Here is a 25,946-nt window from a genome sequence, read left to right on the forward strand (position 1 = left end):
TAAAATGTATATTAAAATTTAAATGTTACTCCACCATTTACAGTAGTTCCGTTAAAGCCAAATTGGTTTACTTCCCATGGGTATTTAAAACGACCACCTAAATCAGTAACTACATCTCCTTTAGTGTCTATCTCATCTGGGTAAACATCTAAAAGGTTATTTACACCAATATTTGCTGAAATTTTTTCAGAGAAATTGTAATTAATAATTAAGTCTGTAATAACTTTTCCTGCAAATGTTTGATCATTAGCTGGGGTAGTAGCATGTTGCCATGTAACTTCTCCAAAATAAGTATTGTTAAGGCTTACCATTAAATCATTTAAATTATAATCTAAACCTAATAATACTTTAGATTTTGGTCTAGAAGAAGTAATTCTTGATTGTTCTTTTCTATTAAATATTTCATATCCATTTTGCGCTAATAAAGTTGGAGTATTAATTTGTCCGTCTATTTTAGTCTCATTGTAGTTTGCAGAAAGTGTAGCTGCTAATGTACCAGCACCTAATTCTATATTTCTATAACTAGCAACTAAATCTACACCAGTAGTGTTTGTGTTTACTGCATTTACAAAGAACTTTAAACTTGTAATAGAATTATCTGTTAATATTTGTTCTACAGGGTTTGTAGAACTATCATCTCCATCAAAACCAATTTCACCAGTGAATAATACTCTATCATCCATTTTTACATTATATAAATCTATAGATAAAGAAAGATTATTTACTGGTTTAAAAGTAATACCAGCAGAAATATTTTTAGAAGTTTCTGCAGTTAATTGCGGTACACCAAGACCTTCTCTAATTATTGGATCCACATTGTTAAAAGTACCTTGGTTAGAAATTGTTCCACCAGAAACTAATGTTTGAATGTTACTTAAATAAATTTGATGTAAAGATGGTGCTCTAAAACCTGTACTATAGGAAGCACGAACAGCACCTTTGTTATCTCCTAATAAATATCTAGAGCTTATTTTCCATGAAGTGTTACTACCAAAATCACTAAAGTCTTCATACCTCAATGCACCGCCAACTAAGAATTTTTCTGTAATATCCCATTCTAAATCTCCGTAAACACCTAAGTTATTTCGTGTTGCTTCCACAACATTAGAAGGTTGTAACCCTGGAAATGATTGTGCGCCTCCTGATACATAAGAGGCAGGTTCTCCTGCTTTTGCAGTAAAGCGTTCTGATCTATATTCAGTACCAAAACCAATACTTACCTCTCCAAAGTTTCTAGTAAAATCTAAATTTCCTAAAGTATTACTAAAAGTGTAACCTCCAACATCAAAAGAAGTAGGGCTACTAGCACCTAAAGCAGGATTTAAACTGTTGTTTACAGTATAATCTACAGCATTTCTACCATAAGTTCCACTAACATCCATATTAAACCCTAGTACTTCTGTTTTTATACCAGCAGTAAGGTTATTGTCTCTAATATCCGTATCAAAACTTGGTTGAAAACCATTGTATTCTTCACTACTATCATGTAATAAATTAAATGGATCTCCTACCCAATATGGAGTTCTGTATAAAGCAAAACTAGTACCTTTTCTAGCTGTTAAACCTCCAAAAGTGTAAAATTCTCCTTTGTCATTACTAAATGGAACACCTGCATTAAAGAATAAGTCAATATTCTTCATATCAGGTTGTCCTACTGTCATTCCTAAATCAGGATTATCAGCTAACCAACTTCCCCAAGTAGGGTCATCTGCAGGAACGCCAAATAAATTATCTTCGCCAGGTTCTCCTGCACGGTTCGTTTTATCTTGTTGGTAATATCCAAAAGTCATATTTAAATACCCTCCATTATCTCCAAGATTAATAGCAGTATTTAAATCTGCGCCAAAGTTAAAACCGTCTCCTTCGGTTGTTACGCCTGTCTTTAAATTAACTGTAGTGTATTCTACATTTTTCTTTAATATCATGTTAATAACTCCTGCAATTGCATCAGAACCATATTGTGCAGAAGCACCATCTCTTAAAACTTCTATTCTTTGGATAGCAGCTGCTGGTATACTTTTTAAATCCACACCAACTTCTCCTTTTCCTGGAGTATCATTAATATATACTAATGCGCTTTGGTTTTTTCTCTTACCATTTACAAGGACTAAAGTTCTACTTGGTCCTAATCCTCTTAAATCTGCTGGGTCAAAATGTGCGGTTGCATCAGATACTGTTTGGTTTGTAGAGTTAAAGGAGGGTACTTTATAGGTAAGCATTTTATCTACAGTTGGTTGTCCTGTATTTCTTAATTCAGATACACCAATATTATCTATAGGTACAGCAGATTCTAAAGCTGTTCTTGGTTTAGAACGGTTACCTACCATTATTACCTCATCTAAAGCTTCGCCTTCTATTAAAGAAACATTTATGACAGACCTTCCAGTAACAACCTCTTCTTGTGTGCCAAAACCAATATAGCTATATATTAATGTAGCGGCATCTCCAACTTTAAGTTCATAATTACCATCAAAATCTGTGGTTGTACCATTCGTTGTTCCTTTTTCAACAATATTAACACCACCTAATGGGGTTCCAGATTCATCGGTAACTTTACCTTTTACAATATTTTGAAATACTGCTAAATTTACTGTTGTATTTGATAAAATTGAAGAAGTATTAGTCGTAGAAACTTTTTTAAGAGTAACTCTTTCCGCTTTTTTTCTATAAACTACATAATATTTATTTCCAAGATATTCAAAATCGAATCTAGTATTTTTTTCGAGTTTTGAAATTATCCTATCTAAAACTGAATATTTGTATTCTTCAGGATTTAATACAGTAGTAGATACTATAGATGGGTTATACGTAAAGAAAACCTCATGTTTAGCACTAATTTCTGTTAATAATTCTGTAAGCGTTATTCGCTTATTGCTTTTCTCGGCAGCATTTGCTTTAAAATTTCCAATAATTAGAAATAAAGCAATACCCACAATAGTAAGTCTTGTCTTGTTCATAATGTTCTTAATTTAGGTTATTTTCTAGTTGTTGTTAGTTATTGTTAATGTATCATTGTTTTGAATAATATTTACGTTTGCAGATTTTTCTATAGCTGCTAAACAAATTTTTAAATTCTTATTAGGAATACCTCCAGAGATTAATTTTTTTTCTAATTCTTTAGTATCAAAATTTGTTGTAATGCCATAGGTGTACTCCATGTTTTTCATTACTTCCTTTAAAGTTAAATTGTTAAAAATATAGGTACCATCTCTCCATAAACCATAGGGAACTTGTAGGTTTACTTTTTTATGAGTTATATTTTCTGTGTTTTTTGAAAAAGAAACAAACTCTCCAGGAATCATTTTTTTAGTAATTCCATTATCTAAAACTAAATGAATAGAGCCTTCATCTAAAACAACGTCTGTTTTTTCATCTCTTGTATTTACATGAAACTGGGTTCCGTAAACTTCTACTTTTAAGTCATTTGTAGTTACCCAAAATTTTGCTTTTGTTGCGGGGATAGGTTTAACTTTAAAATATGCTTCTCCAATTAAGTTTATATCTCTAGAATTTTCTTTATCATAACTAATGGTAGAATTTCCATTTAAGACTACAGAAGTACCATCTGGTAATGTTAAATTAATAATTTCACCAAATGCGGTTTTATGAACTGTTGTTGTATTGTAATTATATTTATCTAACCCTATAAATAGTCCAAAAATCATTAAAATGGAAGCAGCAATACCATAAAATGCAAAGGATTTTTTTTGCTTGTAAAAAGGTAGAACTGGTTTTGTTTTTGATTGAATAGTGCCTAATGCTTTTTGTAATTCTATATCAATTTTTTCTTCGGCTATTACTGTCTCTTTAAAACGTATTCCTAAAACAATTGATTTGGCTAATTCTATAGTTTCTATTTGTTCAGGGTTATTAGAAATCCATGAATTCCAGTATTGTATGTCATTTCTGTTGCTTTTTTTAATCCAATTAATAAAAGATTGGTCTTTTATTAAATTGTCTAAAAAATGTTGGTCAATATTTTTCATTAGCTAGCTTTACATACATAAAGAGTGCTAACTTTTAGTTTTATACCCTATTTTTTTAATTTTTTTTTAATTTTTTAAGAACTTCTTATAATAAAATAAGAAAAGCTGCCTGTTAGGGCAGCTTTTTAAAACTCTTTTCTATTTCTTTTTATTTAAGAACTAGACTTACTCTAGCAAATAAATACCTACCTCCAATACCAAATTGTTGTGCTCTTCTTGACCAATCAAAACGACCACTACTGCGATTGTTAAAAGCGTCATCTGCACGATCAGGGTAAACATCTAATAAGTTATTAGCACCTACTGTAAATGTTAATGCGTCTGAAGCTTTATAGCCTACAGATAAATCTGTAACTATTTTAGTTCCAAAAACTTGTTGATTAGCAACAGTAGTTGTTGCTTCGGTAACTTCTCCAAAGTATACATTTCTTAGAAAAATCATAAACTTATTTGATGTTAAACTGTTAGATAAATTTATTTTAGTACGTGGTACAGCTTCTTCTAAATATACTCTACTATCTTCAGGGAAATAAGTATCTACTAAACCAGCATTTCTAAGTACTTCAGAAGAGTTTATATCTCCTACTTGTCTAGTTTGGCTAAAAGTACCAGATAAATCAGATTTTAATCTCCAGTTTTCACCTAATTGTGCTTTATGTGTAACAACAATATCTAATCCTTTAGATTCTGTATCTATTGCATTTGCAAAGAAAGATGCCGCAGTTGCATTTGCTTGACTTAATAAGTTGTCTAACTCAGAACCTGTTCCAGGACCTCTAAATTGACCAGTATAAACAACTCTATCATTAATTTTTACAAAATAACCATCTACTGTTATTGTTAGATTAGCATCTGGTAATTTAGTTGTTAAACCTAAACTTGCGCTACTAGATGTTTCTTCTTTTAATTGTGGAATTCCTAATAATTTAGCAGCTCTACTATCATTTGCAAAAGTACCAACTTCTTGTGGGTCCCCGTTTTGATCAAATATTGTTGATGTAGAGTTGAAATTTAATTGGTGCAATGATGGCGCTCTAAAACCTGTATTAAGAGCAGCTCTTAAATTAAAATTGTCAGAAATTTTATAACGAGTTGCAAGTTTAAAATTAATAGTAGAACCAAAATCACTGTAATCTTCAAAACGTGTTGCAAAACTAGCTAAGAATTTTTCAGAAAAATCAGCTTCAATATCAAAGTAACCAGCTACACTGCTACGCCCTCTAGATAATTCATTAGAAGGACTAAATCCTGGGAAAACTTGAGAACCTCCAGGTCTAGAGTTTCCAAAAAAGTCTTCTGATGGACTTTGAGATGCTAAAGTTATTCTTTGTCCATCTGCAGTGTATTGACTGTAAGATGCTTCTTCACCAGCAAGAATGTCATAATTTTCCACTCTATACTCACCACCAAAAGCAACGTTTACTCCAGCAAGAGCATCTTCATAAAATTTTGAAATATCTAAATTAGCAGTGTTTTGTGCAAAAGAAAATCCACCTGCATCAAAAACAGTAGGGGAGGAGCCTTGTAATGAGGCATTAAAAGTATTTCCAATTGTATAGAGGAAAGAATTTTTTCCATAGGTGTTACTAAAATCTACATCCCATTCACCAACTTTACCTTTTATACCTACTGAAATTGATTTATCTTTAATTGTAGAATTAATTTCTGGTAAAAAACCATTGATATATGCTGGGGTAAAAGTTCTACTTTGGTTAGGCAATCTATAAAAACCTGCAGAATTTCCTGTCCTAGAGCTAATTCCGCTAAAAGCATAAAGAGTTGTTCCGTTATCATCTAATGGTAAAGAAAAATTAGCAAAGAAACGTCCTCCTCTTAAAGCAGATTGTCCTACACGCATGTTATAGTCACTTCTTTTTTGTCCTCTTGCAGCTAATTCAGAATCTGTAACATCTGCGGAAAGAACACCTCTTAATTCTTCTTTAGTTGTAGCACCATTTAAATTTATTCCAGCTTGGTTTGCATAATTTATTACATCATTTACATCATCATCTAATAAATTTGTAATATCATATCCATCTGCGCTTGCAACACGTTCTACAGTATTGTATGCATTAAAAACGTTTCCTTCCCATTCTTTCATTCTGTTGTAATCTTGCCTAACATCAAAGTCTCCAGAAAAATTTATGAATCCTCCTTTATCACCTACAGGTAGCCCATAACTTGCAGAAAAGTTTGTAGTAGCACCATCTACACCTCCTGTTTGGCTATTTGCATTTTTTGCAAAATTTGCTCCTGTTGTTACAGTGGTTGTTAATTCATTTACACTAGTATTTAATACAATATTTATAACACCTGCTATTGCATCTGAACCATATTGAGCAGCAGCACCATCTCTTAAAACTTCTATTCTTTTAATAGCAGCTGCAGGAATTGCATTTAGATCTGTACCAACACTACCACGTCCAAAAGTTCCGTTAACATTTATTAAAGAGGAAGTGTGTCTTCTTTTTCCGTTAATTAAAACCAATACTTGGTCTGGACCTAAACCTCTTAATGATGCAGGGTCTATATGATCTGTACCATCTGAAATGGTTTGCGTGTTTGAAGTAAAAGAAGGGGCAACGTAGTTAAGAATTTGATTAAGATTAACTTGTGGAGCTACTGAGTTTAAGGTTTTAACGTCTATAACATCTACAGGTACAGTGCTTTCTGTAGCTGTTCTATTTGGGTTTCTAGACCCAATAACAATTGCTTCAGCTAATTCTACACCAGAAACTAAGGTAATGTTTATTGTTTCATTGTTTACTGTTTTTTCTTGTGTTGTAAACCCTATATAGGAAATAACTAAAATATCTCCCATAGATGCGTCTAAAGTGTACTTACCATCAAAATCAGTAGTTGTTCCTTTATTTGTTCCTTTTACAATAATAGAGGCTCCAGGTAAAGGTTCCCCAGCGTCATCTGTAATTATACCAGATATAGCTTGTTGTAAATCTAAATTGTGTAAAATTGTTTTATTACTTTTCTTTGATGCTTGACTTTCTATGGCAAGCATAGAGAATAGGCTTAATAATAAAACATTTAAAAGTTTCATTTTTTTCATAATGTAATTGTTTTTGAGAGTTAGATACTGGGTAATAAATATAAGATATTTCTCACAAATATGTAATGTAAAGGGGAAAGAGATTTAAAACAAATTATTAGCCCATATATACTATAAGAGAAGTAAATAATTATTTTATACCCTAATTTTAACTAGGAATTTAATATATTTTGAATTAAGCTAGATTCAGATGTGTTTCTTAGCTTGGTAAAGGCTTTTTGTAAAGTATTTAGAACACTTTGGTAAGTTATATCCATTACTTCTGCTATTTCTTTTGTATTTAAGTCGCTATAATATTTTAAATAAATAGCTTCCCTTTCTCTTGCAGATAGAGAATTTAATAATTTTATGAGTATAACAGACTTTAATTTAAACGTTTCTTGTTTTGTACTTAACTCCTCAATAGATAAAGAAAAATTAGATTCTAGTATGTTAGAATCATCGTAGGAAGTATACTTACGTTCTTTTTTTAAATTGTTTAATAAACTTCTTCTATAAGATATAAATAAGTAAGCTTTTATATTAGTTACGTTGCCTATAGTGTGCCTATGTTCATGTAAATAAACAAAGAAGCTTTGCAAAGAATCTTCTGTTAGTTCTGTGTTGCCAGATATTTTTAAGCCATAGTTATGCAACATGGGATAAAAATGCTTAAATAAACTAGAAAAAGCATTTAAATCTCCCTCAATAAATAAATACCACAAAGATTTTTCAGATGAAATTTCCATATGTTTTTGAGTAGTTGTTACTCAAATATATACTTTTTGTGCGAAAAAAATGAATAATCTGTAATAAATTGTAGGGTTTTGTTATAAAAACAATAACACATAATTAAATTTTAGTATTCTTAATAATACCATTGTTAATTTTATCAATATGTATTACAGAAGTAAAAACTATATTTGCAGCGTTTAAAAATTAATTTACATGAAAGCAGGTATAGTAGGTCTACCAAACGTAGGAAAATCGACTCTTTTTAATTGTTTGTCAAATGCAAAAGCACAAAGTGCAAACTTCCCTTTTTGTACTATAGAACCAAACATTGGAGTAGTTAATGTCCCGGATGCTAGACTTCAGAAATTAGAAGAATTAGTAAATCCTGAACGTGTGTTGCCTGCTACTGTAGATATTGTAGATATTGCTGGTTTAGTAAAAGGAGCAAGTAAAGGAGAAGGATTAGGGAATCAATTTTTGGGTAATATTAGAGAAACAGATGCTATTCTCCATGTTTTGCGTTGTTTTGATAATGATAATATTGTGCATGTAGACGGTTCTGTAGACCCTATTAGGGATAAAGAAACCATAGATATGGAGTTACAGTTAAAAGATTTGGAAGCTGTAGATAAGAAATTAGAAAAAGTAAAAAAAGCTTCTAGGACAGGTAATAAAGATGCGCAGAAAGAAGAAGCTGTATTGGTAGCTATAAAAACTGGATTAGAATCTGGAATATCTGTTAGAGCAATAGAAATAAGTGAAGATGATAGAACGGAGTTTGTAAAACCTTTGCAGTTTATTACAGATAAGCCTGTTTTATATGTTTGTAATGTAGATGAAGATGCTGCTGTTTCTGGTAATGCATATGTAGAAAAAGTAAAAGAAAATGTAGCTGTAGAAAATGCAGAAGTAATTGTATTGGCAGTTGGTACAGAGGCAGATATTACGGAGTTGGAAACGTATGAAGAACGACAAATGTTTTTAGAAGATTTAGGGTTAGAAGAACCTGGGTCTGCTAAGCTTATACGTGGCGCCTATAAATTATTAAACTTAGAAACGTATTTTACAGCAGGAGAAAAAGAAGTTCGTGCTTGGACAATACCTGTAGGAGCTACTGCACCACAAGCGGCAGGAGTAATCCATACCGATTTTGAAAAAGGATTTATTAGAGCAGAAGTTATTGGCTATAATGATTATGCTACTTATGGTAGTGAGGCAAAAGTAAAAGAAGCTGGTAAAATGAGAGTTGAAGGGAAAGAATATATTGTAAAAGATGGCGATGTTATGCATTTCCGTTTTAATGTATAGTAGTTTATATAATAGATAAAAAAAGGTTTTAAAAACATCTGTTTTTAAAACCTTTTTTTTAGTATAAATTATTCTGTTTATCTATATTGAGCATTGTATTTAGAGCTACTACTTAAAATTAATTTTGCGTAAGTATTCTAATTTTGTACTATGTTTAGAACTTCTTCAAAAACTACTATTGGTATTATTTATGCCATTTTTGGAATATTATTATTCTCTGCAAAAGCAGTATTAGTAAAATTGGCTTATAAATATAATGTAGACCATTTAACCTTATTGTTGTTTAGAATGGTATTTGCTATACCTTTTTATTTGGTTATAGCATATAAGCAGAAGAATGTGGGTTTTGTTAAAATAAAGCCCAAAGATTATTTTTGGCTTTTTGTTTTTGGTTTTTTAGGGTATTATTTGGCAAGTCTTTTCGATTTTATTGGCTTGCAATATATTAAAGCTGGTTTAGAAAGAATTATACTTTTTATATACCCAACCATTGTTGTTTTACTTTCTTGGTTGTTTTTTAATAAAAAAATAACTACCCAACAATCCTTGGCTATTTTTATTACCTATATAGGTGTTCTAATTACTTTTTGGGATGAAATAGGTTTAGAGGGTTCTTCTGTGTATAAAGGAGCTATATTCATATTTTTAAGTGCAATTACTTATGCTTCTTATTTGGTGGGTAGTGGTTGGTTAATTCCTAAATTTGGGGTGCTTCGTTTTACTGCAAATGCAATGATAGTGTCTACATTTTGTGTAGTAATTCATTTCTTAATTCAGGGTAATTATGAAATTTTTAATTATCCAAAAGAGGTATATTTTATTGGTGTTGTTATGGCAGTATTCTGTACACTAATTCCTTCTTTTCTTGTCTCTGCAGCTATAGAAAAATTAGGAGCAAATACCTTCTCAATTTTTGGAAGCTTAGGTCCGGTTTCTACTATAATTTTAGCTTTTATTTTTTTAGGAGAACATATTTCATTTCTTCAAGTAGTTGGTATGCTAATTGTAATTGGTGGTGTTTCTATAATTTCAAAGAAAAAAGAGAAATAAATGGTAAAAAGCTACCTATTTGGTCTCTTTTTTGAGTAAAATACCTATTCTATCAACAAAAACTCTTTTTTTATTGTTAATTACTTTAGTGGTTAAGGGTTTTATTTTTTTTAAACTCGTGCTATATTAGCAACACTTTCGAATAAATCACAATATATGGCAGAAAACACACAATATACCGAAGATAATATACGCTCCCTAGACTGGAAAGAACATATTCGTATGCGTCCTGGTATGTATATTGGTAAATTGGGTGATGGCTCTTCTGCAGATGACGGTATTTATATTCTTTTAAAAGAAGTTATAGATAACTGTATAGATGAGTTTGTAATGGGGGCTGGTAAAACCATTGAAATATCTATCAAAGATAAATTGGTAAATGTTAGGGATTATGGTCGTGGAATTCCATTAGGGAAAGTTGTAGACGTAGTTTCTAAAATGAATACTGGTGGTAAGTATGATTCTAGAGCCTTTAAAAAATCGGTAGGTTTAAATGGTGTTGGTACCAAAGCGGTAAATGCGTTGTCTAGTTTTTTTAAAGTACAATCTTCTAGAGATAGTCAATTAAAAACAGCAGAGTTTAGTCAGGGTAATTTAATGCAAGAAGAGGGGCCTTCCGAGACTTCGCAACGTAAGGGAACAAAAGTATCTTTTATTCCAGATGAGTTAATTTTTAAAAACTTTAAATATCGTAATGAGTATGTAGAACGCATGCTTAAAAATTATGTGTATTTAAATCCAGGTTTAACTATTGTTTTTAATGGCGAAAAGTTTCATTCCGAAAACGGACTTAAAGACCTTTTAGAAGATAATAACAATGTAGAGGATATGTTGTATCCTGTTATTCACTTAAAAGGTAATGATATTGAAGTTGCTATTACGCATAGTAAAACCCAATATAGCGAAGAATATCATTCTTTTGTAAACGGACAGAACACCACTCAAGGGGGTACACACCAATCTGCTTTTAGAGAAGCTATTGTTAAGACGGTGCGTGATTTTTATAGCAAAAGTTACGAGGCATCAGATATACGTAAGTCTATTATTTCGGCAATATCTATAAAAGTAATGGAGCCAGTTTTTGAAAGTCAAACCAAAACAAAACTTGGTTCTACAGATATGGGAGGAGATTTACCTACCGTACGTACGTATATAAACGATTTTGTTGGTAAATATTTAGATAATTACCTTCATAAAAATACCGAAACTGCAGAGCTTTTACAACGGAAAATTGTACAAGCAGAGCGGGAACGCAAAGAACTTTCTGGAATACGAAAATTAGCAAAAGATCGTGCTAAAAAAGCAAGTTTACATAATAAAAAGCTTAGGGATTGCCGTATACACTTAGGAGATACAAAGAAAGATAGGTGTTTAGAAAGTACACTTTTTATTACCGAAGGAGATTCTGCATCTGGTTCTATTACAAAATCTAGAGATGTAAATACACAAGCTGTTTTTAGTTTAAAGGGAAAGCCTTTAAATTCTTACGGAATGTCTAAAAAAGTAGTATATGAGAATGAAGAATTTAACCTTTTACAAGCTGCACTGAACATAGAGGAATCTATGGAGGATTTACGATATAACAATATTGTAATTGCTACCGATGCCGATGTAGATGGAATGCATATTCGTCTTTTATTAATAACTTTCTTTTTGCAGTTTTTTCCAGAGCTAATAAAAGAAAATCATTTGTATATTTTACAAACGCCATTGTTTAGAGTGCGTAACAAGAAAGAAACTATCTACTGCTATAGCGAAGAAGAGAGGCGAAATGCAATAGATAAATTAACCGGAAAACCAGAAATTACGCGATTTAAAGGTTTGGGAGAAATATCTCCAGATGAATTTGTGCACTTTATTGGGGATGATATTCGTCTAGAACCTGTAATGTTAGATAAGGCAATGTCTATAGAGAGCTTATTACAGTTTTATATGGGTAAAAATACACCAGACAGACAAAAGTTTATCATAGAGAATCTTAAGGTAGAGATTGATTTAGTAGAGGAAAAATAATAATAAATAAAAATACGCATCTTCTTTTATGGAAGACAACGAAGAACCAAACCAAGAACATATAGAAAACAATGACGATTCCCAAGTGGCCTTAACCAAGGTTACGGGAATGTATAAAGATTGGTTTTTAGATTATGCTTCTTATGTAATTTTAGAACGTGCAGTACCAGCTATAGAAGATGGTTTTAAACCTGTACAAAGAAGAATTCTACATGCCTTAAAAGAGTTAGATGATGGTCGCTACAACAAAGTAGCGAATGTTGTTGGGCACACCATGCAGTATCACCCGCACGGGGATGCTAGTATTGCAGATGCCATGGTACAAATTGGGCAGAAAAATTTACTGATAGATACCCAAGGAAACTGGGGAAATATTTTAACAGGAGATAGAGCAGCAGCCTCTAGGTATATTGAGGCTAGATTATCTAAATTTGGCTTAGAAGTAGTTTTTAGTCCTAAAATTACAGAATGGCAATTATCTTATGATGGTAGAAAAAAAGAACCAGTAAACCTTCCGGTTAAGTTTCCTCTTTTATTAGCACAAGGAGCAGAAGGTATTGCAGTAGGATTATCTACAAAAGTATTGCCACATAATTTTAATGAACTTATAGACGCATCTATAAAGCATTTAAAAGGTTCCAGATTTACTATTTTTCCAGATTTTTTAACTTCAGGAATTATAGATGTTAGTAATTATAATGACGGACTCCGTGGTGGAAAAATACGAGTTCGCGCAAAAATATCTCAGTACGATAGTAAAACATTAGTAATAAGTGAGATACCATACGGAACTAATACTTCTTCTTTAATAGAATCTATCCTTAAAGCAAATGAAAAAGGCAAGATAAAAATTAAAAAAATAGAAGATAATACGGCTGCAGATGTTGAGATTTTGGTGCATTTGCCAAGTGGTATATCTCCAGATAAAACTATAGATGCATTATACGCTTTTACCTCTTGTGAATCTTCCATTTCTCCGTTAGGTTGTATTATAGAAGACAATAAACCTTTGTTTATTGGAGTAACAGAAATGCTGAAGCGATCTACAGATTATACTGTAGAATTGTTAAAGAGAGAATTAGAAATTCAATTAAACGAATTAGAAGAACAATGGCACTTTTCTTCTTTAGAGCGTATTTTTATTGAAAATCGTATTTATAGAGATATAGAAGAGGAAGAAACCTGGGAAGGTGTAATTTCTGCAATAGATAAAGGATTAAAACCACACGTTAAACATTTAAAAAGAGCAGTTACCGAGGAAGATATTGTTAGACTTACTGAAATTAGAATAAAACGTATTTCTAAGTTCGATATTGATAAAGCGCAACAATTATTAGATAGTTTAGAAGAACGTATAGCGGAGGTTAAGCATCATCTTGCTCATATTATTGAATTTGCTATAGATTACTTTAAAAATTTAAAAGCTAAATACGGTAAAGGCAGAGAACGTAAATCTGAAATTAGAGTTTTTGACGATATAGAAGCTACCAAAGTTGTTATTAGAAATACAAAACTATATGTAAATAGAGAAGAAGGTTTCTTTGGAACATCGCTTCGTAGAGATGAGTATGTAACAGATTGTAGTGATATTGATGATATTATTGTTTTTACTAAAGAAGGTAAAATGATGGTATCTAAGGTAGACTCTAAAACTTTTGTAGGTAAAAATATTATTCATGTAGCGGTTTTTAAAAAGAAGGATTCTAGAACCACTTATAATATGATTTATAAAGATGGTAAAGGTGGAGCTACATATATTAAAAGGTTTAATGTAACGAGCATGACTCGTGATAAGTTGTACGATTTAACAACGGGTAAACCTGGCTCTCAAGTACTATATTATTCGGCCAACCCTAATGGAGAAGCAGAAGTGGCAACTATTAACTTGCGACAAGTTGGTAGTGTTAAAAAACTAAAATGGGATATAGATTTTTCTGATGTTCTAATAAAAGGACGTAGCTCTAAAGGAAATATTGTAACCAAATATGCTGTAAAACGTATAGAACTTAAAGAAAAAGGTGTTTCTACCTTAAAGCCAAGAAAAATTTGGTTTGATGATGTGGTGCGTAGATTAAATGTAGATGGGAGAGGGGAGTTGTTAGGAGAATTTAGAGGAGACGATTTATTGTTGATTGTAACTCAAAAAGGTATGGTTAAAACCATGTTACCAACCTTAACTTCTCATTTTGAAGACGATATGATAGTTTTAGAAAAATGGATTCCTAAAAAACCATTATCTGCTGTTTACTGGGATGGTGATAAAGAAAGGTTAGCTGTAAAACGTTTTTTAATAGAACAAGAAAACAGAGAAGACCTTATTATTACAGAGCATCCAAAATCTTACTTAGAGTTAATTTCTACAGATTGGAGACCAATGGTAGAGCTTGAGTTTGTGAAGCCAAGGGGGAAAGACCCAAAACCTAATGTTACTATAAATTTAGAAGAATTTATTTCTATTAAGGGTATTAAAGCATTAGGAAATCAACTTACTTCAGATAAAGTAAAAAATGTTAATTCTTTAGAAGCTTTACCATACCAAGAAGAAGAGGAAACTCCAATAAATGAATTGGAAGTTGTAGAAGAACAAGAAAATAAAGAACCAGAGGTTAAGGAGAAAAAGAGTGAGTCCGAAACAAAAAAAGAAGACCTTTCTACAGAAGATTCTAATGATGATAATGATATTGAGGATGATGGACAAATAACACTTTTTTAATTTCCTGTTTATGAAAAAATTTATTGAAGAGTTTAAAAATTTCGCTGTAAAAGGTAATATGATAGATATGGCTATTGGTATTATTGTGGGAACAGCATTTAACAAAGTGGTAAATACTTTAGTAAAAAAAATAATAATGCCACCTTTATCTTTATTGTCAGAGGGTGTTACCTTAACCAATAGAAAAATTATTTTGCGAGAAGGGAATGGAAATGGCATAGAAGAAGTTGCTATTTGGTATGGAGAACTTATAGAAGTTTTAATAGATTTTGGAATTATTTCTCTGACAATTTTCGTGGTTTTAAAGTTTATAAATCATTTTAAGGATAAGGCAGAAAATCCAGAAGATAAAACAGTAGCAACCCCAAAAGATATAGAACTGTTATCTAAAATGGAGCAGTTACTAAAAAGGCAAAATGAGATTTTAGAAAAGAATAATAAATAATAATTATTTAGAAATTATAAATAAAAATAGCCTAAACATTATATCTAAGTATTGTATAGCTATCTTTGAAAAAAAACGTTTTTAATTTATGGATTTAACCAACCCCCTAATATATGGTGTTCCTTGTTTTATAGCATTAATTTTACTAGAAATAACCTATAGTCATACCCATGATAATGAAGATTTATATGTGTGGAAAGATTTAATGGCTAGTGGTGCTATGGGAATAGGTTCTGCTATTTTAGGACCGTTAATTAAAATTACTGTTTTAATAACTGTTTTTAATTATACCTATGAATTTTTTAATCCTTTAGTAGATGGTGTTCGTACCAATATTATGGGCTATGAGTCTTTTGGTTATGCTTGGTATGTATTTTTATTATGTCAGTTAGCAGATGACTTTACCTACTATTGGTTCCATAGGGCTAATCATGAAATTAGGTTATTATGGGCAGCACATATTGTTCACCATTCTTCGGACCACTTTAATTTAGGAACAGCTATTAGAAATGGTTGGTTTACATTATTGTATAAACCTTTCTTTTATATGTGGATGCCTGCGGTAGGGTTTCCTGTAGAAGTTGTGGTTTTTGCTTTAGCAATAGAATCTTTTTGGCAATTTCAACTACATTCTAAATATGTGCCTAAAATGGGCTGGGTAGAAAAAATATTTAACACCCATACTATGCACCAAGTACACCACTCTCAAAATGTGGAGTATTTAGATAAAAACCATGGAGGTTTTTTGAATATTTTTGATAAAATTTTTGGAACTTGGAAAGAGTTAGATGATGATATTGATGTAAAATTTGGAGTAATACATGCACCAGATTCTTATAATCCTTTAGTAATACTGACCCATGAGTTTAAAGATATTTGGAATGACACTAAGAAGTCTCCAAAATTCTCTCATAAGTTAATGTATATTTTTGGGCCTCCAGGCTGGAGCCATGACGGCAGTACTATGACTGTTAAACAACAACAACGTTTATTTAAAGACCATAAGAGTACTAGTCCCAATACTAAATTTAGTAGACCAAATTAAAGTATATTTTTATCTTTATAATTGTATCTTAATCCATAATATATTTTGAGATACTGGTTTTAGTTTTCTAAGTTTATATTCACTTAAAAAAAATAAAATGAAAAGATATATTCCTGTTATACTACTATTTTTTGTTTTTCTAGCTTGTGAAAAAAAGAAGGAACTTAGCTCTGTTGCTACTGAAAATTGGACAAAAAGAGCTGCAAGTACATCCGTAAAAGATTCCTTAGAATATGGGAAATCTTATTTGTCTATATATTCTCAAATTTATAGTTTATCGGAGCATAAAAGGCATAACTTAACAGCTATGGTGAGTTTAAGAAATACTAGTGATAAAGACACCATATATTTACTTAATTCTAAGTATTTTGATACACATGGAAAGTTAATTAGATCCTATTTTGATTTTCCTATATACTTAGCTCCTATGGAGACTACAGAAATAATTATAGAAGAAGGAGATGTTTCGGGAGGTACAGGTTCTAATTTTTTAATAGAATGGAAAAAACAACAAAAAACTTCAGAACCTTTATTTGAAGCAGTTATGAGTTCTACTCTTGGGCAACAAGGGCTTTCTTTTACAACACAAGCTAAAAGAATAGAGTAATGTTATGAAAGAAGTAATAACGACTATTTTTTTTCTTTTTGCTGTTATAGACCCAATAGGTTCTGTGCCAGTTTATTTAGAAGCAACAAAAGAATTTGATAAATTACATAAAAGGAAAATTGCAATAAGGGCATCTTTAATTGCTTTTGGTATATTGCTCTTTTTTATAGTTATTGGTCAACTAATCCTAGAAGGCATGTCCGTGTCTTTAGATGCTTTTCAAATTTCCGGGGGTGTAATTCTTTTTCTTTTTGCTCTTACGATGATTTTTGGTGATGGAAAACCAGAAAGAGAAAAAAGTCAAATATCAGACTATAAGCACGTTACAATTTTTCCTGTAGCAATACCGTCTATGGCATCTCCAGGCGCTATAATGGCAGTTGTAATAATGACAGATAACCATATTTATTCCATAGAACAGCAAGTAATTACAACGTTACTTGTTTTTATTGTAATTATTATTACTTCTTTAATTTTATTAGCAGCTAATAGTGTTCAAAAACGCATTGGTAGTTACGGTATAACTGTTATAAGTAAAATTATGGGATTAATATTAGCTTCTTATGCCGTTCAAAGTATACTTAGTGGAATAAGTGATTACTTTATGTTTAAGTAATAATTTGGTAATTTTTTTGTTTAAAAAAGGTGTTATTATAATATACAGAAAGTAAGAATTTTCCGTTGTAGTAAACCAATTTCTTTTTTTTATAAAACCTTTTTAATGAAAAAGTTTACGCTTCTTTTTGTTTTAATTTTAAGTTCTTGTTTGTCTGAAGATAAAATAGATGCATCTAAATATCCTATACTTACTACAGTAAAAGAAGTATCTGATATTTATGAAGTAAATTTAGATTTAAGTGGCAAAAGTGAAACTTGTAGTGTGCATAAGTATTTTGATGGTTCTGTGGAGCTAGAGTATACCTATGATTTAATAGACACAGATAGGTATACCCCTTTATATTATTCTATAATAATTTCTAAAGAACGAAGTGTTAGGGAAGCAAAAAAAGCGTATCAATTAACTAATGGCGCTTATGATATAGTTACAAGTTCTTTTGGTCAAGGTACAGAGGAAGTGAAAAACATAAACCTTCCTGGGGATGATAATTTTTATGCTATTAGAACCTATGATGGCGAACCTAATGGTGTATTGCTTACCATACGTCATGGTAAATATATTTATAACCTTATTACATCTGGTATATATACAGACGATCATAGTTTTATTAAAGAGGTTATTCTTCCAGAAATAGAAAATTTAAAGAAATTTAGTATCGTAGAATAAATTTGTACTTTAAGATTGATATTTTACTAATGGAAGAATATATAAAGAGCCTTGAAAATGAATTTGCTAATAGTGCTAATAGTCTAGTTGCTAAGCATCAAAAAGCGTATATGCGTGATCAATTTGATTATTATGGCTTAAAAACTCCAATTAGAAGAGAAATTCAAAAACCTTTTTTAATTACATCTTACCTTCTTCCTAAAGAGGTGTTACCAAAATTGGTTAAAATTTTATGGGATAAACCACAAAGAGAGTTTCAGCATTTTGGACAAGAATTAGTGTTTAAATATATAAAAGGCCAAGAATTAGATGATATTTTACTTTACGAATTTATGATTACTAATAAATCTTGGTGGGATACAGTAGATTTTATTGCAGTTAAACTATTGGGTGCTTATTTTAAAAAATTCCCTGAAACTAAAGCTACAACTATTAAAAAGTGGTTGGAGTCTAATAATATTTGGTTACAACGTAGTACTGTACTTTTTCAATTAAAATATAAAAAGGAATTAGATACATTGGTATTGCGTAATACAATTAATAATTTGTTAGGCTCTAAAGAGTTTTTTATAAATAAAGCTATAGGGTGGGTTTTAAGAGAATATAGCAGAACCAATCCTAAATGGGTTGAAGAATTTGTAGAGAATACAAATTTAGAGCCATTAAGTAGGAGAGAGGCATTAAGGTTATTGAAAGTAAAATACTCTAGTAAAATGTTTTACTAGAGTGTTTTTTTATAAATAGGAAACTACCTCAGGACAAGCCCGCGAGGCATTTATTTGGAAACTAATTTTGATTTCGAGGCAAGCCTCGGAGCATTTAAATCTCGATTATCGAGTAAAAATTACTATTCCATATTTTTAGGGACTCCTTTTTTATTTTTTTTCATTCTTAAATCAAAAAATTCTACCATTAAAGAAAAGGCTATAGTGAAGTATAAATATCCTTTTGGTATGGTACCAACTTCATTGTCAAAAACAATTAAATGAGCAAGGTGTGCTGCTTCTGCAATAAGCATAAAGCCAATTAATATTAAGAAAGATAATCCAAGTATTTGTATGGAAGGATGACGATTTACGAACTCCCCAACTGGGTTAGCAAATAACATCATTATTATTACAGAAACTACCACGGCAACAATCATTAAAATTAATGCATCATTAGGATTTGGAGAAATTCCATTGGTCATTCCTATGGCAGTCAAAATAGAATCAAAAGAGAAAACAATATTAATAACTGTTATTTGTACTATGGCGTTACTTAATGTTTTTGAACGTGCATTGGTTACCTCTCTTTCATCATGACCTTTATCTTCTACTTTTTCATGTATTTCTTTTGTACTCTTATATAGTAGAAATAACCCACCAGCAAAGAGAATTATTGCTTGTCCGCTAATACCGCCAGAAATCCAATCCAAATCAATAACCCAGAAAGGTTTTTTCATGGACGTTAGTAAGGATATACCAAAAAGAAGTACAATACGCATAACCATAGCCAATACTAACCCTATGTTGGTTGCTTTTTTTCTTTGAGCAGGTTCTAATTTTCCTGCAGCAATAGATATGAAAATAATATTATCTATACCTAATACAATTTCTAAAAAGGTTAAGGTTAAAAGAGCTATCCAAGCATCTGGATTAGAAAAAATTTCAAACATGGTTATTTAGTTTTTGTTGCGGTTCCTGTTCTTACTATTAGTTTTTTATTGGTGTCTTTTACTGCATTCTTATATTCAAAAGTATAAGAATTTTTTGTGGTACTCAATATTTTATAATGAATGGCAATATCATTATTTAAATCTTTTAAAACAAATTCACAATCATTTAACCACCGTACAGAAGCGCTGTCAATTTTATTATCATAATAATCTACGCTGTAATCTTTATCACGTATAAATTTACCAGTTTTAGTAACTCCATTTACTTCATAAGTAAACAAAAATTCTCCGGTTTTAAAGTCGGAACAGTTTCGTTCTGGTTGGTAACAAGAAATTACTGATAATACTAGTAATAGTATACAGCTTAACTTTTTTATCATAGTTTAATGAGGTATTTAAATTGATATATCTTTTTGTACGTTTTGGCTTAAGTTTTTATGCATGTAAATTTAGTTAAATAATTGATTTTTAAATAATTGCAGTGTGTTTTTAGTTTTACTCTGTTTGAATAATTAATAACATAACAAAAAATACTCTACTGGTTGCAAATGTAATTTATATAGATTGTATTTTTACTAATTAAATTTAAGAATTTTAGATGCTATCATCCACAGAATATAAGAGAATAAAAGAGAAATCGGTTACTGGTCGTTATGTAATTAATGAACAAATTATCTCTGTTTTAGAAAAATTACCTTCAGAATTTAGTGTTTCCTATATTGGGGATTCTGTCCAAAAAAGAAAAATTTATAGTGTTACTGTGGGTAATGGTTCTAATAAAATTTTAATGTGGTCTCAGATGCATGGTAACGAATCTACCACTACAAAAGCAGTATTAGATTTATTTAATTATTTACAAGAAGATACTAAAGAGGTACATGAGATAAAAGCAAATTGTACTTTGCATATTATTCCCATGCTAAATCCAGATGGAGCAGATGCGTATACTAGAATAAATGCAAATAAGATAGATTTGAATAGAGATGCGCAAAACCAAACGCAACCCGAGAGTACTATTTTAATGGCAGAGTATAAAAAGTTTAAACCTAACTATTGCTTTAATTTACATGATCAGCGTACTATTTTTAATGTAGGTACAACTAATAAGCCCGCAACAGTTTCTTTTTTAGCTCCTGCACACGATGAAGAAAGAACTATTTCTACAACTAGAGGAATAAGTATGCAATTAATTGTGGCAATGAATACTGAGTTGCAAAAACTAATTCCAGGGCAAGTTGGTAGGTATGATGATGGGTTTAATGCAAATTGTGTTGGAGACACTTTTCAAATGTTACATATTCCTACGATACTTTTTGAATCTGGTCATTATCCTAACGATTATGAAAGGGAAACTACACGAGAGCTTATATATATATCTTTACTAAAAGCAATTGGAACAATTAGTTTGGGGATTATTACTAATTATAGCCAGAAAGACTATACTGCCATACCAGAAAATGGAAAACTTTTTTTAGATGTTTTAATAAGTAATGTAGAGGAAATTAATCCAAATTTAGATGCAAATACTGATATAGGTATATTGTTTAAAGAAACCTTAAAAGATGGTTTTATTGAGTTTGTGCCAACTATAGAGAAGGTTGGAAAATTAAAAAACTCCTATTATGGTCATAAAACGTATAATTGTTTAAAAGATGAAGAGCTGTTTGTCTTAAAAAAGGAACCTTTTATAGAACTTTTGGAGGAATATATTGCATAATATGATATTTAATTACCTGAACGTTACATTTTTGTTATAATAAGGCAACTTTTATTGAGTTTTCTATTGTAATTTATTATTTTCGCATCTAAACTATTTATAACCATGAGCAAAGTTAAGTTAGACGAGATAGATCATCAGATTCTAGATATGTTAATAGATAACACTAGAACACCATTTACAGATATAGCAAAGAAATTATTAATATCTGCTGGTACTGTACATGTTAGAGTAAAGAAAATGGAAGAGGCTGGAATAATAAAAGGTTCCTCTTTAACTATAGATTATGTTAAGTTAGGATATTCTTTTATAGCTTATGTTGGTGTATTCTTAGAAAAAACACACCAGACAAAATTTGTGTTAGAGCGATTAAATGAAATTCCAAATGTAACTGTTGCTCATATTACTACAGGAAAGTTTAATATTTTCTGTAAGATTAGAGCAAAAGATACTACTCATGCTAAAAATATTATTTTTAAAATTGATGATATTGAGGGAATTAGTAGAACAGAAACAATGATTTCTTTAGAAGAAAGCATTAATGATAAAAAACGATTAATGCATAAAATTTTTAATGAATTGTAATAGCATTAATTAATAAAAACCTGAATCCTAATTGAAATTATTTTAATTAGGATTTTTTATTTAATAAAAATGAAAAAATCGGATTTACAAGAAGCAGCGTATAAAGAGTTTTATGCCACTTATTTAAATGCTATTGAAGATGTAGAACTAATGTCTGAACTGCTTAATGGAAAAAAACAGTTTAAAGATTTAGTAGAAACTATAGATGCTACTAAATTATCTTATGCCTATGGTAAGGATAAATGGACAGTGGCAGAAGTTTTACTACATATTATAGATACAGAAAGAGTTTTTCAATATAGGGCACTATGCTTTTGTAGAAATGATAAAACAGCTTTACCTGGATTTAATGAAAATGATTATGCAAAAGAAGTTTCTATTGCGAATAGAAATAAAGAAAACATACTAGAAGAATTCCTTGCTGTAAGAGAATCTACAATTGCGTTGTTTAAAAATGTTACTAAAAAGCAGTTGCTGCATACAGGTACTGCAAGTAATATACAATGGAGTGTTGGTGGATTAGGCTTTGTTATTTGCGGTCACCAAAAACACCACATGAAAATTTTAGAAGACAGGTATTTTTAATCTATTCTATTTCATTCTCTAAAGAATCTGAATCTATACCTAATTGAATTTCGGAGGAGTCTACTTCTTCTAAAACATTTGTAGTATTGGGCTCTAGTTCTTTTTCTACGTTGTCTTCAAAATTTGCAATAAAGTTAGATAAGCTTTTACTAATCTTTACTAAATAAACAGTGTCTTTTGTTTTTAATTCAACAGTTTCTATAATTTCACCATTTAAATTTTTAAAAATGATAATATCATCATCACCATATCCATGCGGGTATGTTTCAATTAAAAGAGAAACAAGGCTGTGGTCTAATTTTTTGTAATCTACAAGTTTGCGTAACATAATGTATAGGTTTGGTTTTTATACTACCGAATCTATATAATTTATGCTTTCCTTTTTTTAAAGAGTTGTAAAATGAAGAATTTAGTGTATGAATCTCTTATTCTTTGTAGTAAGAAAAAGCTTCGGAAAATAATTCGTCTTTAATTTTAATGTCGTAGACAGCTTCGCCAATACTTTTTAGTAAAACAAAATTGATGTTACCATGAGAATTTTTCTTATCAAAAATTAAAAGTTTTAGAATACTTTTTATTCCTTCCTCTGTAAATTCAATTTTTTTGTATCTACCTAAAAAAGTTTCTTTAATATCTTCTAATTCACTTTTAGGCAGTCCTGTAAGTTTATAGGATAAGTATCCTTCTAAAATCATACCAATAGCAATTGCCTCACCATGTAAAAGTGTAGGCAATTCTTCACTCTCTAAATAATGAGACTCTATAGCGTGTCCTAAAGTGTGGCCGTAATTTAATATTTTACGTAGGTTTTGCTCTGTTGGGTCAATGGTAACAACATCATTCTTAATAATAACAGAATCATGTATGTGCGCTTCCATTTCTTTATAAGAGGTTATCTTTTTAAGCTCTCCCCAATAGTTTTTGTCTTTAATAAGACCATGTTTTAGCATTTCTGCAAAGCCACTTTCTATTTGCCTAGCTTCTAAAGTCTGTAAAAATTCTGGAACAATAAGAACCATTTGTGGCTGGTTTATAACTCCAATTTGGTTTTTTAAAGGTCCTAAATCAACACCAGTTTTACCACCTACAGATGCATCAACCATAGAAAGCAATGTTGTAGGTATATTTATAAAATTAATTCCTCTTTTAAAAGTAGAAGCAACAAAGCCACCTAAATCTGTTAAAACACCACCTCCTAGGTTAAGAAGAATACTTTTTCTGTCCCCACCAAGTTCCGAAAGCGCGCTCCAAACACCAGTACAGGTTTCTATGTTTTTATTTTCTTCTCCAGATTCTATTTCTATAATTTCAAACGCATAGTCTCCAGTAATTTGAGACATAAAAGCAGGTAAACAGTGCTCATGCGTATTTTCATCTACCATAATAAATATAGTAGAATACGTATGTTCCTCTAAATGCGCATTAAGAGCATTAAAAGCATCCAAATTAAAATGTATAGAATAAGATGTAGTAGTAATAGATTTCATATTTGCGATTACGTTTCTTTCAAAGATTTTTCAAAGAAAAATCTTTTTTTAATAGGGAACAAAATAAAGCTTATTTTAAATGAAATGGATGCAAAAAGTGTTATTATATTTGATGTTGACTAATATTTTAATAAATGAAACAAATTTTTGAGAATACTGCAACGGCATTCGCTTTAAAAACAGATTCAGAACTAGAAAGAGCTTATTTTCTTTTTAAAATGATTGCAAATGAGCCTCTAGTAAAAATGGGTACAATAATGACAAATTTTGCAATTAAAGCACATTTACCAGTAGAAGGATTAATAAGAGCTACTGTTTTTGACCACTTTTGTGGAGGTGTGAATGAAGAAGATTGTTTGCCTGTTGTAGAAAAAATGTGGGGAAAAGGAGTTTGTTCTGTATTGGATTACTCTGTAGAAGGTAAAGAAGAGGAAGCCACTTTTGATGAAGCCTTAGAAAAGATTTTAAAAATTTTAAATTTTGTAAAAGAATTAGATTCTATTCCTTTTGCAGTTTTTAAACCTACTGGCTTTGGAAGGTTTGCATTATTCCAAAAAGTATCTAGTAACACAGAGTTAACCACAGATGAGAAACTAGAGTGGGAGCGTGTTAAAAAAAGATTTGATGTAGTTTGTAAAAAAGCTTACGACATGGAAGTAGCTTTGTTAATTGATGGGGAAGAAAGTTGGATGCAAAATGCGGCAGACCAAATGGTAGAAGATATGATGGCAAAATATAATACAGAAAAAGTGGTTGTATTTAACACTCTGCAAATGTATAGATGGGACCGTTTGGAGTATTTAGAAGGCTTACATAAAAGAGCTAAAGAGAAAGGTTTTTTTGTAGGTTTAAAAGTAGTACGAGGTGCTTATTTAGAGAAAGAAAATACTAGAGCAAAAGAAAAGGGGTACCCAACACCTATTTGCGCTAGTAAAAAAGATACTGATATTAATTTTGATGCAGCAGTTAGCTATATCTTAGATAATTTAGATATTATTTCTCTTTTTTGTGGTACACATAATGAGTCTAGTAGTTATGCTTTAATAAAGCTTTTGAAAGATAAAAACATAGAAAAATCGGATACTAGAGTTTGGTTTGGACAACTCTATGGTATGAGCGATCATATCTCTTTTAATTTAGCAGACGAAGGGTATAATGTTGCTAAATATTTGCCTTTTGGCCCGGTAAGAGATGTTATGCCGTATTTAATACGTAGGGCAGAAGAAAATACATCTGTAGCAGGGCAAACTACAAGAGAATTAACTTTGTTAAAAGAAGAAAGAAAGAGAAGGAAAATTTAGTATTCAATTTTACTTATTTGTGCTTTGTCTTTGCAATTTTTTACTGTTAAAGTAGCTTCTTTTCCGTGTAATTCCCCTTCTATAAGGTATGTTTTACACGGATTAGATTTAGTATCACTATTACCAAAATCTACATCTCCGTTAATTAAAAAAGTAGCAATATCTGTAGAGTCTAATTCTTTATTTAAAAATAAGGTACTTATTTCTTCTGAGTAATGTAAAGGTTTAGAACGTATGTCTTTTAATGTTCTACAATTTGGTAAATAACAAAAAGATAAACTAGTACCTGTCTCATCCGATTTTTTCTTGAAGAAAAATGTTAAACACACAATGCCTAATGATAGGCCAAATACAAAGTAACCTAAACGCTTTAAAAATGCCATA

The 25,946-nt window shown here is 30.7% G+C and carries 23 protein-coding genes; 14 read left to right on the plus strand and 9 right to left on the minus strand.

Going from position 1 to position 25,946, the window contains the following annotated elements; translation table 11 throughout:
- Positions 1-11 precede the first annotated feature (11 nt).
- From CLV91_RS07895 to CLV91_RS07910, 4 genes are all read right to left on the minus strand, one after another.
- A complete protein-coding gene (locus CLV91_RS07895; protein WP_121066059.1) occupies positions 12-2,957 on the minus strand; it encodes a TonB-dependent receptor in 2,946 nt (981 codons plus the stop codon).
- 24 nt (positions 2,958-2,981) lie between these two features.
- The gene (locus CLV91_RS07900; protein ID WP_121066062.1) at positions 2,982-3,986 is read right to left on the minus strand and encodes a FecR family protein; all 1,005 of its coding nucleotides are present in this window, start codon (positions 3,984-3,986) and stop codon (positions 2,982-2,984) included.
- A 148-nt stretch (positions 3,987-4,134) separates the two neighbouring features.
- The gene (locus tag CLV91_RS07905) at positions 4,135-7,050 is read right to left on the minus strand and encodes a TonB-dependent receptor (protein ID WP_394340487.1); all 2,916 of its coding nucleotides are present in this window, start codon (positions 7,048-7,050) and stop codon (positions 4,135-4,137) included.
- A 152-nt stretch (positions 7,051-7,202) separates the two neighbouring features.
- Positions 7,203-7,778, minus strand: coding sequence for an RNA polymerase sigma factor (locus CLV91_RS07910; protein ID WP_121066065.1), 576 nt, complete (start codon positions 7,776-7,778; stop codon positions 7,203-7,205).
- A 199-nt stretch (positions 7,779-7,977) separates the two neighbouring features.
- On the opposite strand from CLV91_RS07910, the gene ychF reads away from it, so the two are divergent.
- The 10 genes from ychF (at position 7,978) to CLV91_RS07960 (ending at position 18,955) form a co-directional block, all read left to right on the plus strand.
- Positions 7,978-9,072: a redox-regulated ATPase YchF gene (gene ychF / locus CLV91_RS07915; protein ID WP_121066068.1), complete on the plus strand. Its 1,095-nt coding sequence runs from the start codon at positions 7,978-7,980 to the stop codon at positions 9,070-9,072.
- 150 nt (positions 9,073-9,222) lie between these two features.
- Positions 9,223-10,122 carry a DMT family transporter gene (locus CLV91_RS07920; protein WP_121066071.1) on the plus strand — a complete coding sequence of 300 codons (900 nt, stop codon included), beginning with the start codon at positions 9,223-9,225 and terminating at the stop codon, positions 10,120-10,122.
- Between the two features lie 156 nt (positions 10,123-10,278).
- Positions 10,279-12,135 (plus strand): DNA topoisomerase IV subunit B, encoded by a 1,857-nt coding sequence (locus CLV91_RS07925; RefSeq protein ID WP_121066074.1) that lies wholly within the window; start codon positions 10,279-10,281, stop codon positions 12,133-12,135.
- 28 nt (positions 12,136-12,163) lie between these two features.
- Complete coding sequence (locus CLV91_RS07930; protein WP_121066077.1) at positions 12,164-14,848, plus strand: DNA gyrase/topoisomerase IV subunit A; 2,685 nt, start codon at positions 12,164-12,166, stop codon at positions 14,846-14,848.
- Between the two features lie 10 nt (positions 14,849-14,858).
- On the plus strand, positions 14,859-15,293 hold the full coding sequence (mscL, locus tag CLV91_RS07935; RefSeq protein ID WP_121066080.1) for a large conductance mechanosensitive channel protein MscL: 435 nt from the start codon (positions 14,859-14,861) through the stop codon (positions 15,291-15,293).
- A gap of 88 nt (positions 15,294-15,381) precedes the next feature.
- Positions 15,382-16,338 (plus strand): sterol desaturase family protein, encoded by a 957-nt coding sequence (locus tag CLV91_RS07940; protein WP_121066083.1) that lies wholly within the window; start codon positions 15,382-15,384, stop codon positions 16,336-16,338.
- A 97-nt stretch (positions 16,339-16,435) separates the two neighbouring features.
- Positions 16,436-16,945: a DUF3124 domain-containing protein gene (locus tag CLV91_RS07945; protein ID WP_121066086.1), complete on the plus strand. Its 510-nt coding sequence runs from the start codon at positions 16,436-16,438 to the stop codon at positions 16,943-16,945.
- Between the two features lie 4 nt (positions 16,946-16,949).
- Positions 16,950-17,561 (plus strand): MarC family protein, encoded by a 612-nt coding sequence (locus CLV91_RS07950; protein WP_121066089.1) that lies wholly within the window; start codon positions 16,950-16,952, stop codon positions 17,559-17,561.
- A gap of 105 nt (positions 17,562-17,666) precedes the next feature.
- On the plus strand, positions 17,667-18,230 hold the full coding sequence (locus CLV91_RS07955) for a hypothetical protein (protein ID WP_121066092.1): 564 nt from the start codon (positions 17,667-17,669) through the stop codon (positions 18,228-18,230).
- Positions 18,231-18,259: 29 nt separating this feature from the next.
- Positions 18,260-18,955, plus strand: a complete 696-nt coding sequence (locus CLV91_RS07960; RefSeq protein WP_121066095.1) for a DNA alkylation repair protein — start codon at positions 18,260-18,262, stop codon at positions 18,953-18,955.
- A 122-nt stretch (positions 18,956-19,077) separates the two neighbouring features.
- Here the strand turns inward: CLV91_RS07960 and CLV91_RS07965 are convergent, their stop codons facing one another.
- Both CLV91_RS07965 and CLV91_RS07970 read right to left on the minus strand, forming a co-directional pair.
- Positions 19,078-19,887, minus strand: a complete 810-nt coding sequence (locus tag CLV91_RS07965) for a TerC family protein (RefSeq protein WP_121066098.1) — start codon at positions 19,885-19,887, stop codon at positions 19,078-19,080.
- A 2-nt stretch (positions 19,888-19,889) separates the two neighbouring features.
- A complete protein-coding gene (locus CLV91_RS07970; RefSeq protein ID WP_121066101.1) occupies positions 19,890-20,267 on the minus strand; it encodes a hypothetical protein in 378 nt (125 codons plus the stop codon).
- 218 nt (positions 20,268-20,485) lie between these two features.
- Between CLV91_RS07970 and CLV91_RS07975 the strand changes: the two genes are divergently transcribed.
- The 3 genes from CLV91_RS07975 to CLV91_RS07985 all read left to right on the plus strand — a co-directional run bounded on the left by CLV91_RS07975 (position 20,486) and on the right by CLV91_RS07985 (position 22,774).
- Positions 20,486-21,604: a M14 family metallopeptidase gene (locus tag CLV91_RS07975; RefSeq protein ID WP_121066104.1), complete on the plus strand. Its 1,119-nt coding sequence runs from the start codon at positions 20,486-20,488 to the stop codon at positions 21,602-21,604.
- 105 nt (positions 21,605-21,709) lie between these two features.
- The gene (locus tag CLV91_RS07980; RefSeq protein WP_121066107.1) at positions 21,710-22,189 is read left to right on the plus strand and encodes an Lrp/AsnC family transcriptional regulator; all 480 of its coding nucleotides are present in this window, start codon (positions 21,710-21,712) and stop codon (positions 22,187-22,189) included.
- Between the two features lie 69 nt (positions 22,190-22,258).
- Positions 22,259-22,774 carry a DinB family protein gene (locus tag CLV91_RS07985; RefSeq protein ID WP_121066110.1) on the plus strand — a complete coding sequence of 172 codons (516 nt, stop codon included), beginning with the start codon at positions 22,259-22,261 and terminating at the stop codon, positions 22,772-22,774.
- A 1-nt stretch (position 22,775) separates the two neighbouring features.
- On the opposite strand, the gene CLV91_RS07990 is transcribed toward CLV91_RS07985, so the two are convergent.
- On the minus strand, positions 22,776-23,102 hold the full coding sequence (locus CLV91_RS07990) for a hypothetical protein (protein ID WP_245987157.1): 327 nt from the start codon (positions 23,100-23,102) through the stop codon (positions 22,776-22,778).
- A gap of 97 nt (positions 23,103-23,199) precedes the next feature.
- On the minus strand, positions 23,200-24,261 hold the full coding sequence (aroB, locus tag CLV91_RS07995) for a 3-dehydroquinate synthase (protein WP_121066113.1): 1,062 nt from the start codon (positions 24,259-24,261) through the stop codon (positions 23,200-23,202).
- A gap of 134 nt (positions 24,262-24,395) precedes the next feature.
- Between aroB and CLV91_RS08000 the strand changes: the two genes are divergently transcribed.
- Entirely contained in the window at positions 24,396-25,562 is a 1,167-nt protein-coding gene (locus CLV91_RS08000; RefSeq protein WP_121066116.1) for a proline dehydrogenase family protein, read from the plus strand.
- On the opposite strand, the gene CLV91_RS08005 is transcribed toward CLV91_RS08000, so the two are convergent.
- Entirely contained in the window at positions 25,559-25,945 is a 387-nt protein-coding gene (locus tag CLV91_RS08005) for a DUF4258 domain-containing protein (RefSeq protein ID WP_121066119.1), read from the minus strand. The two genes, CLV91_RS08000 and CLV91_RS08005, sit on opposite strands and share 4 nt — an antisense overlap.
- Position 25,946: the final 1 nt, after the last annotated feature.

Origin of the sequence: Maribacter vaceletii (genome assembly GCF_003634105.1) — a bacterium.
GTDB classification, from domain to species: Bacteria; Bacteroidota; Bacteroidia; order Flavobacteriales; family Flavobacteriaceae; genus Maribacter_B; species Maribacter_B vaceletii.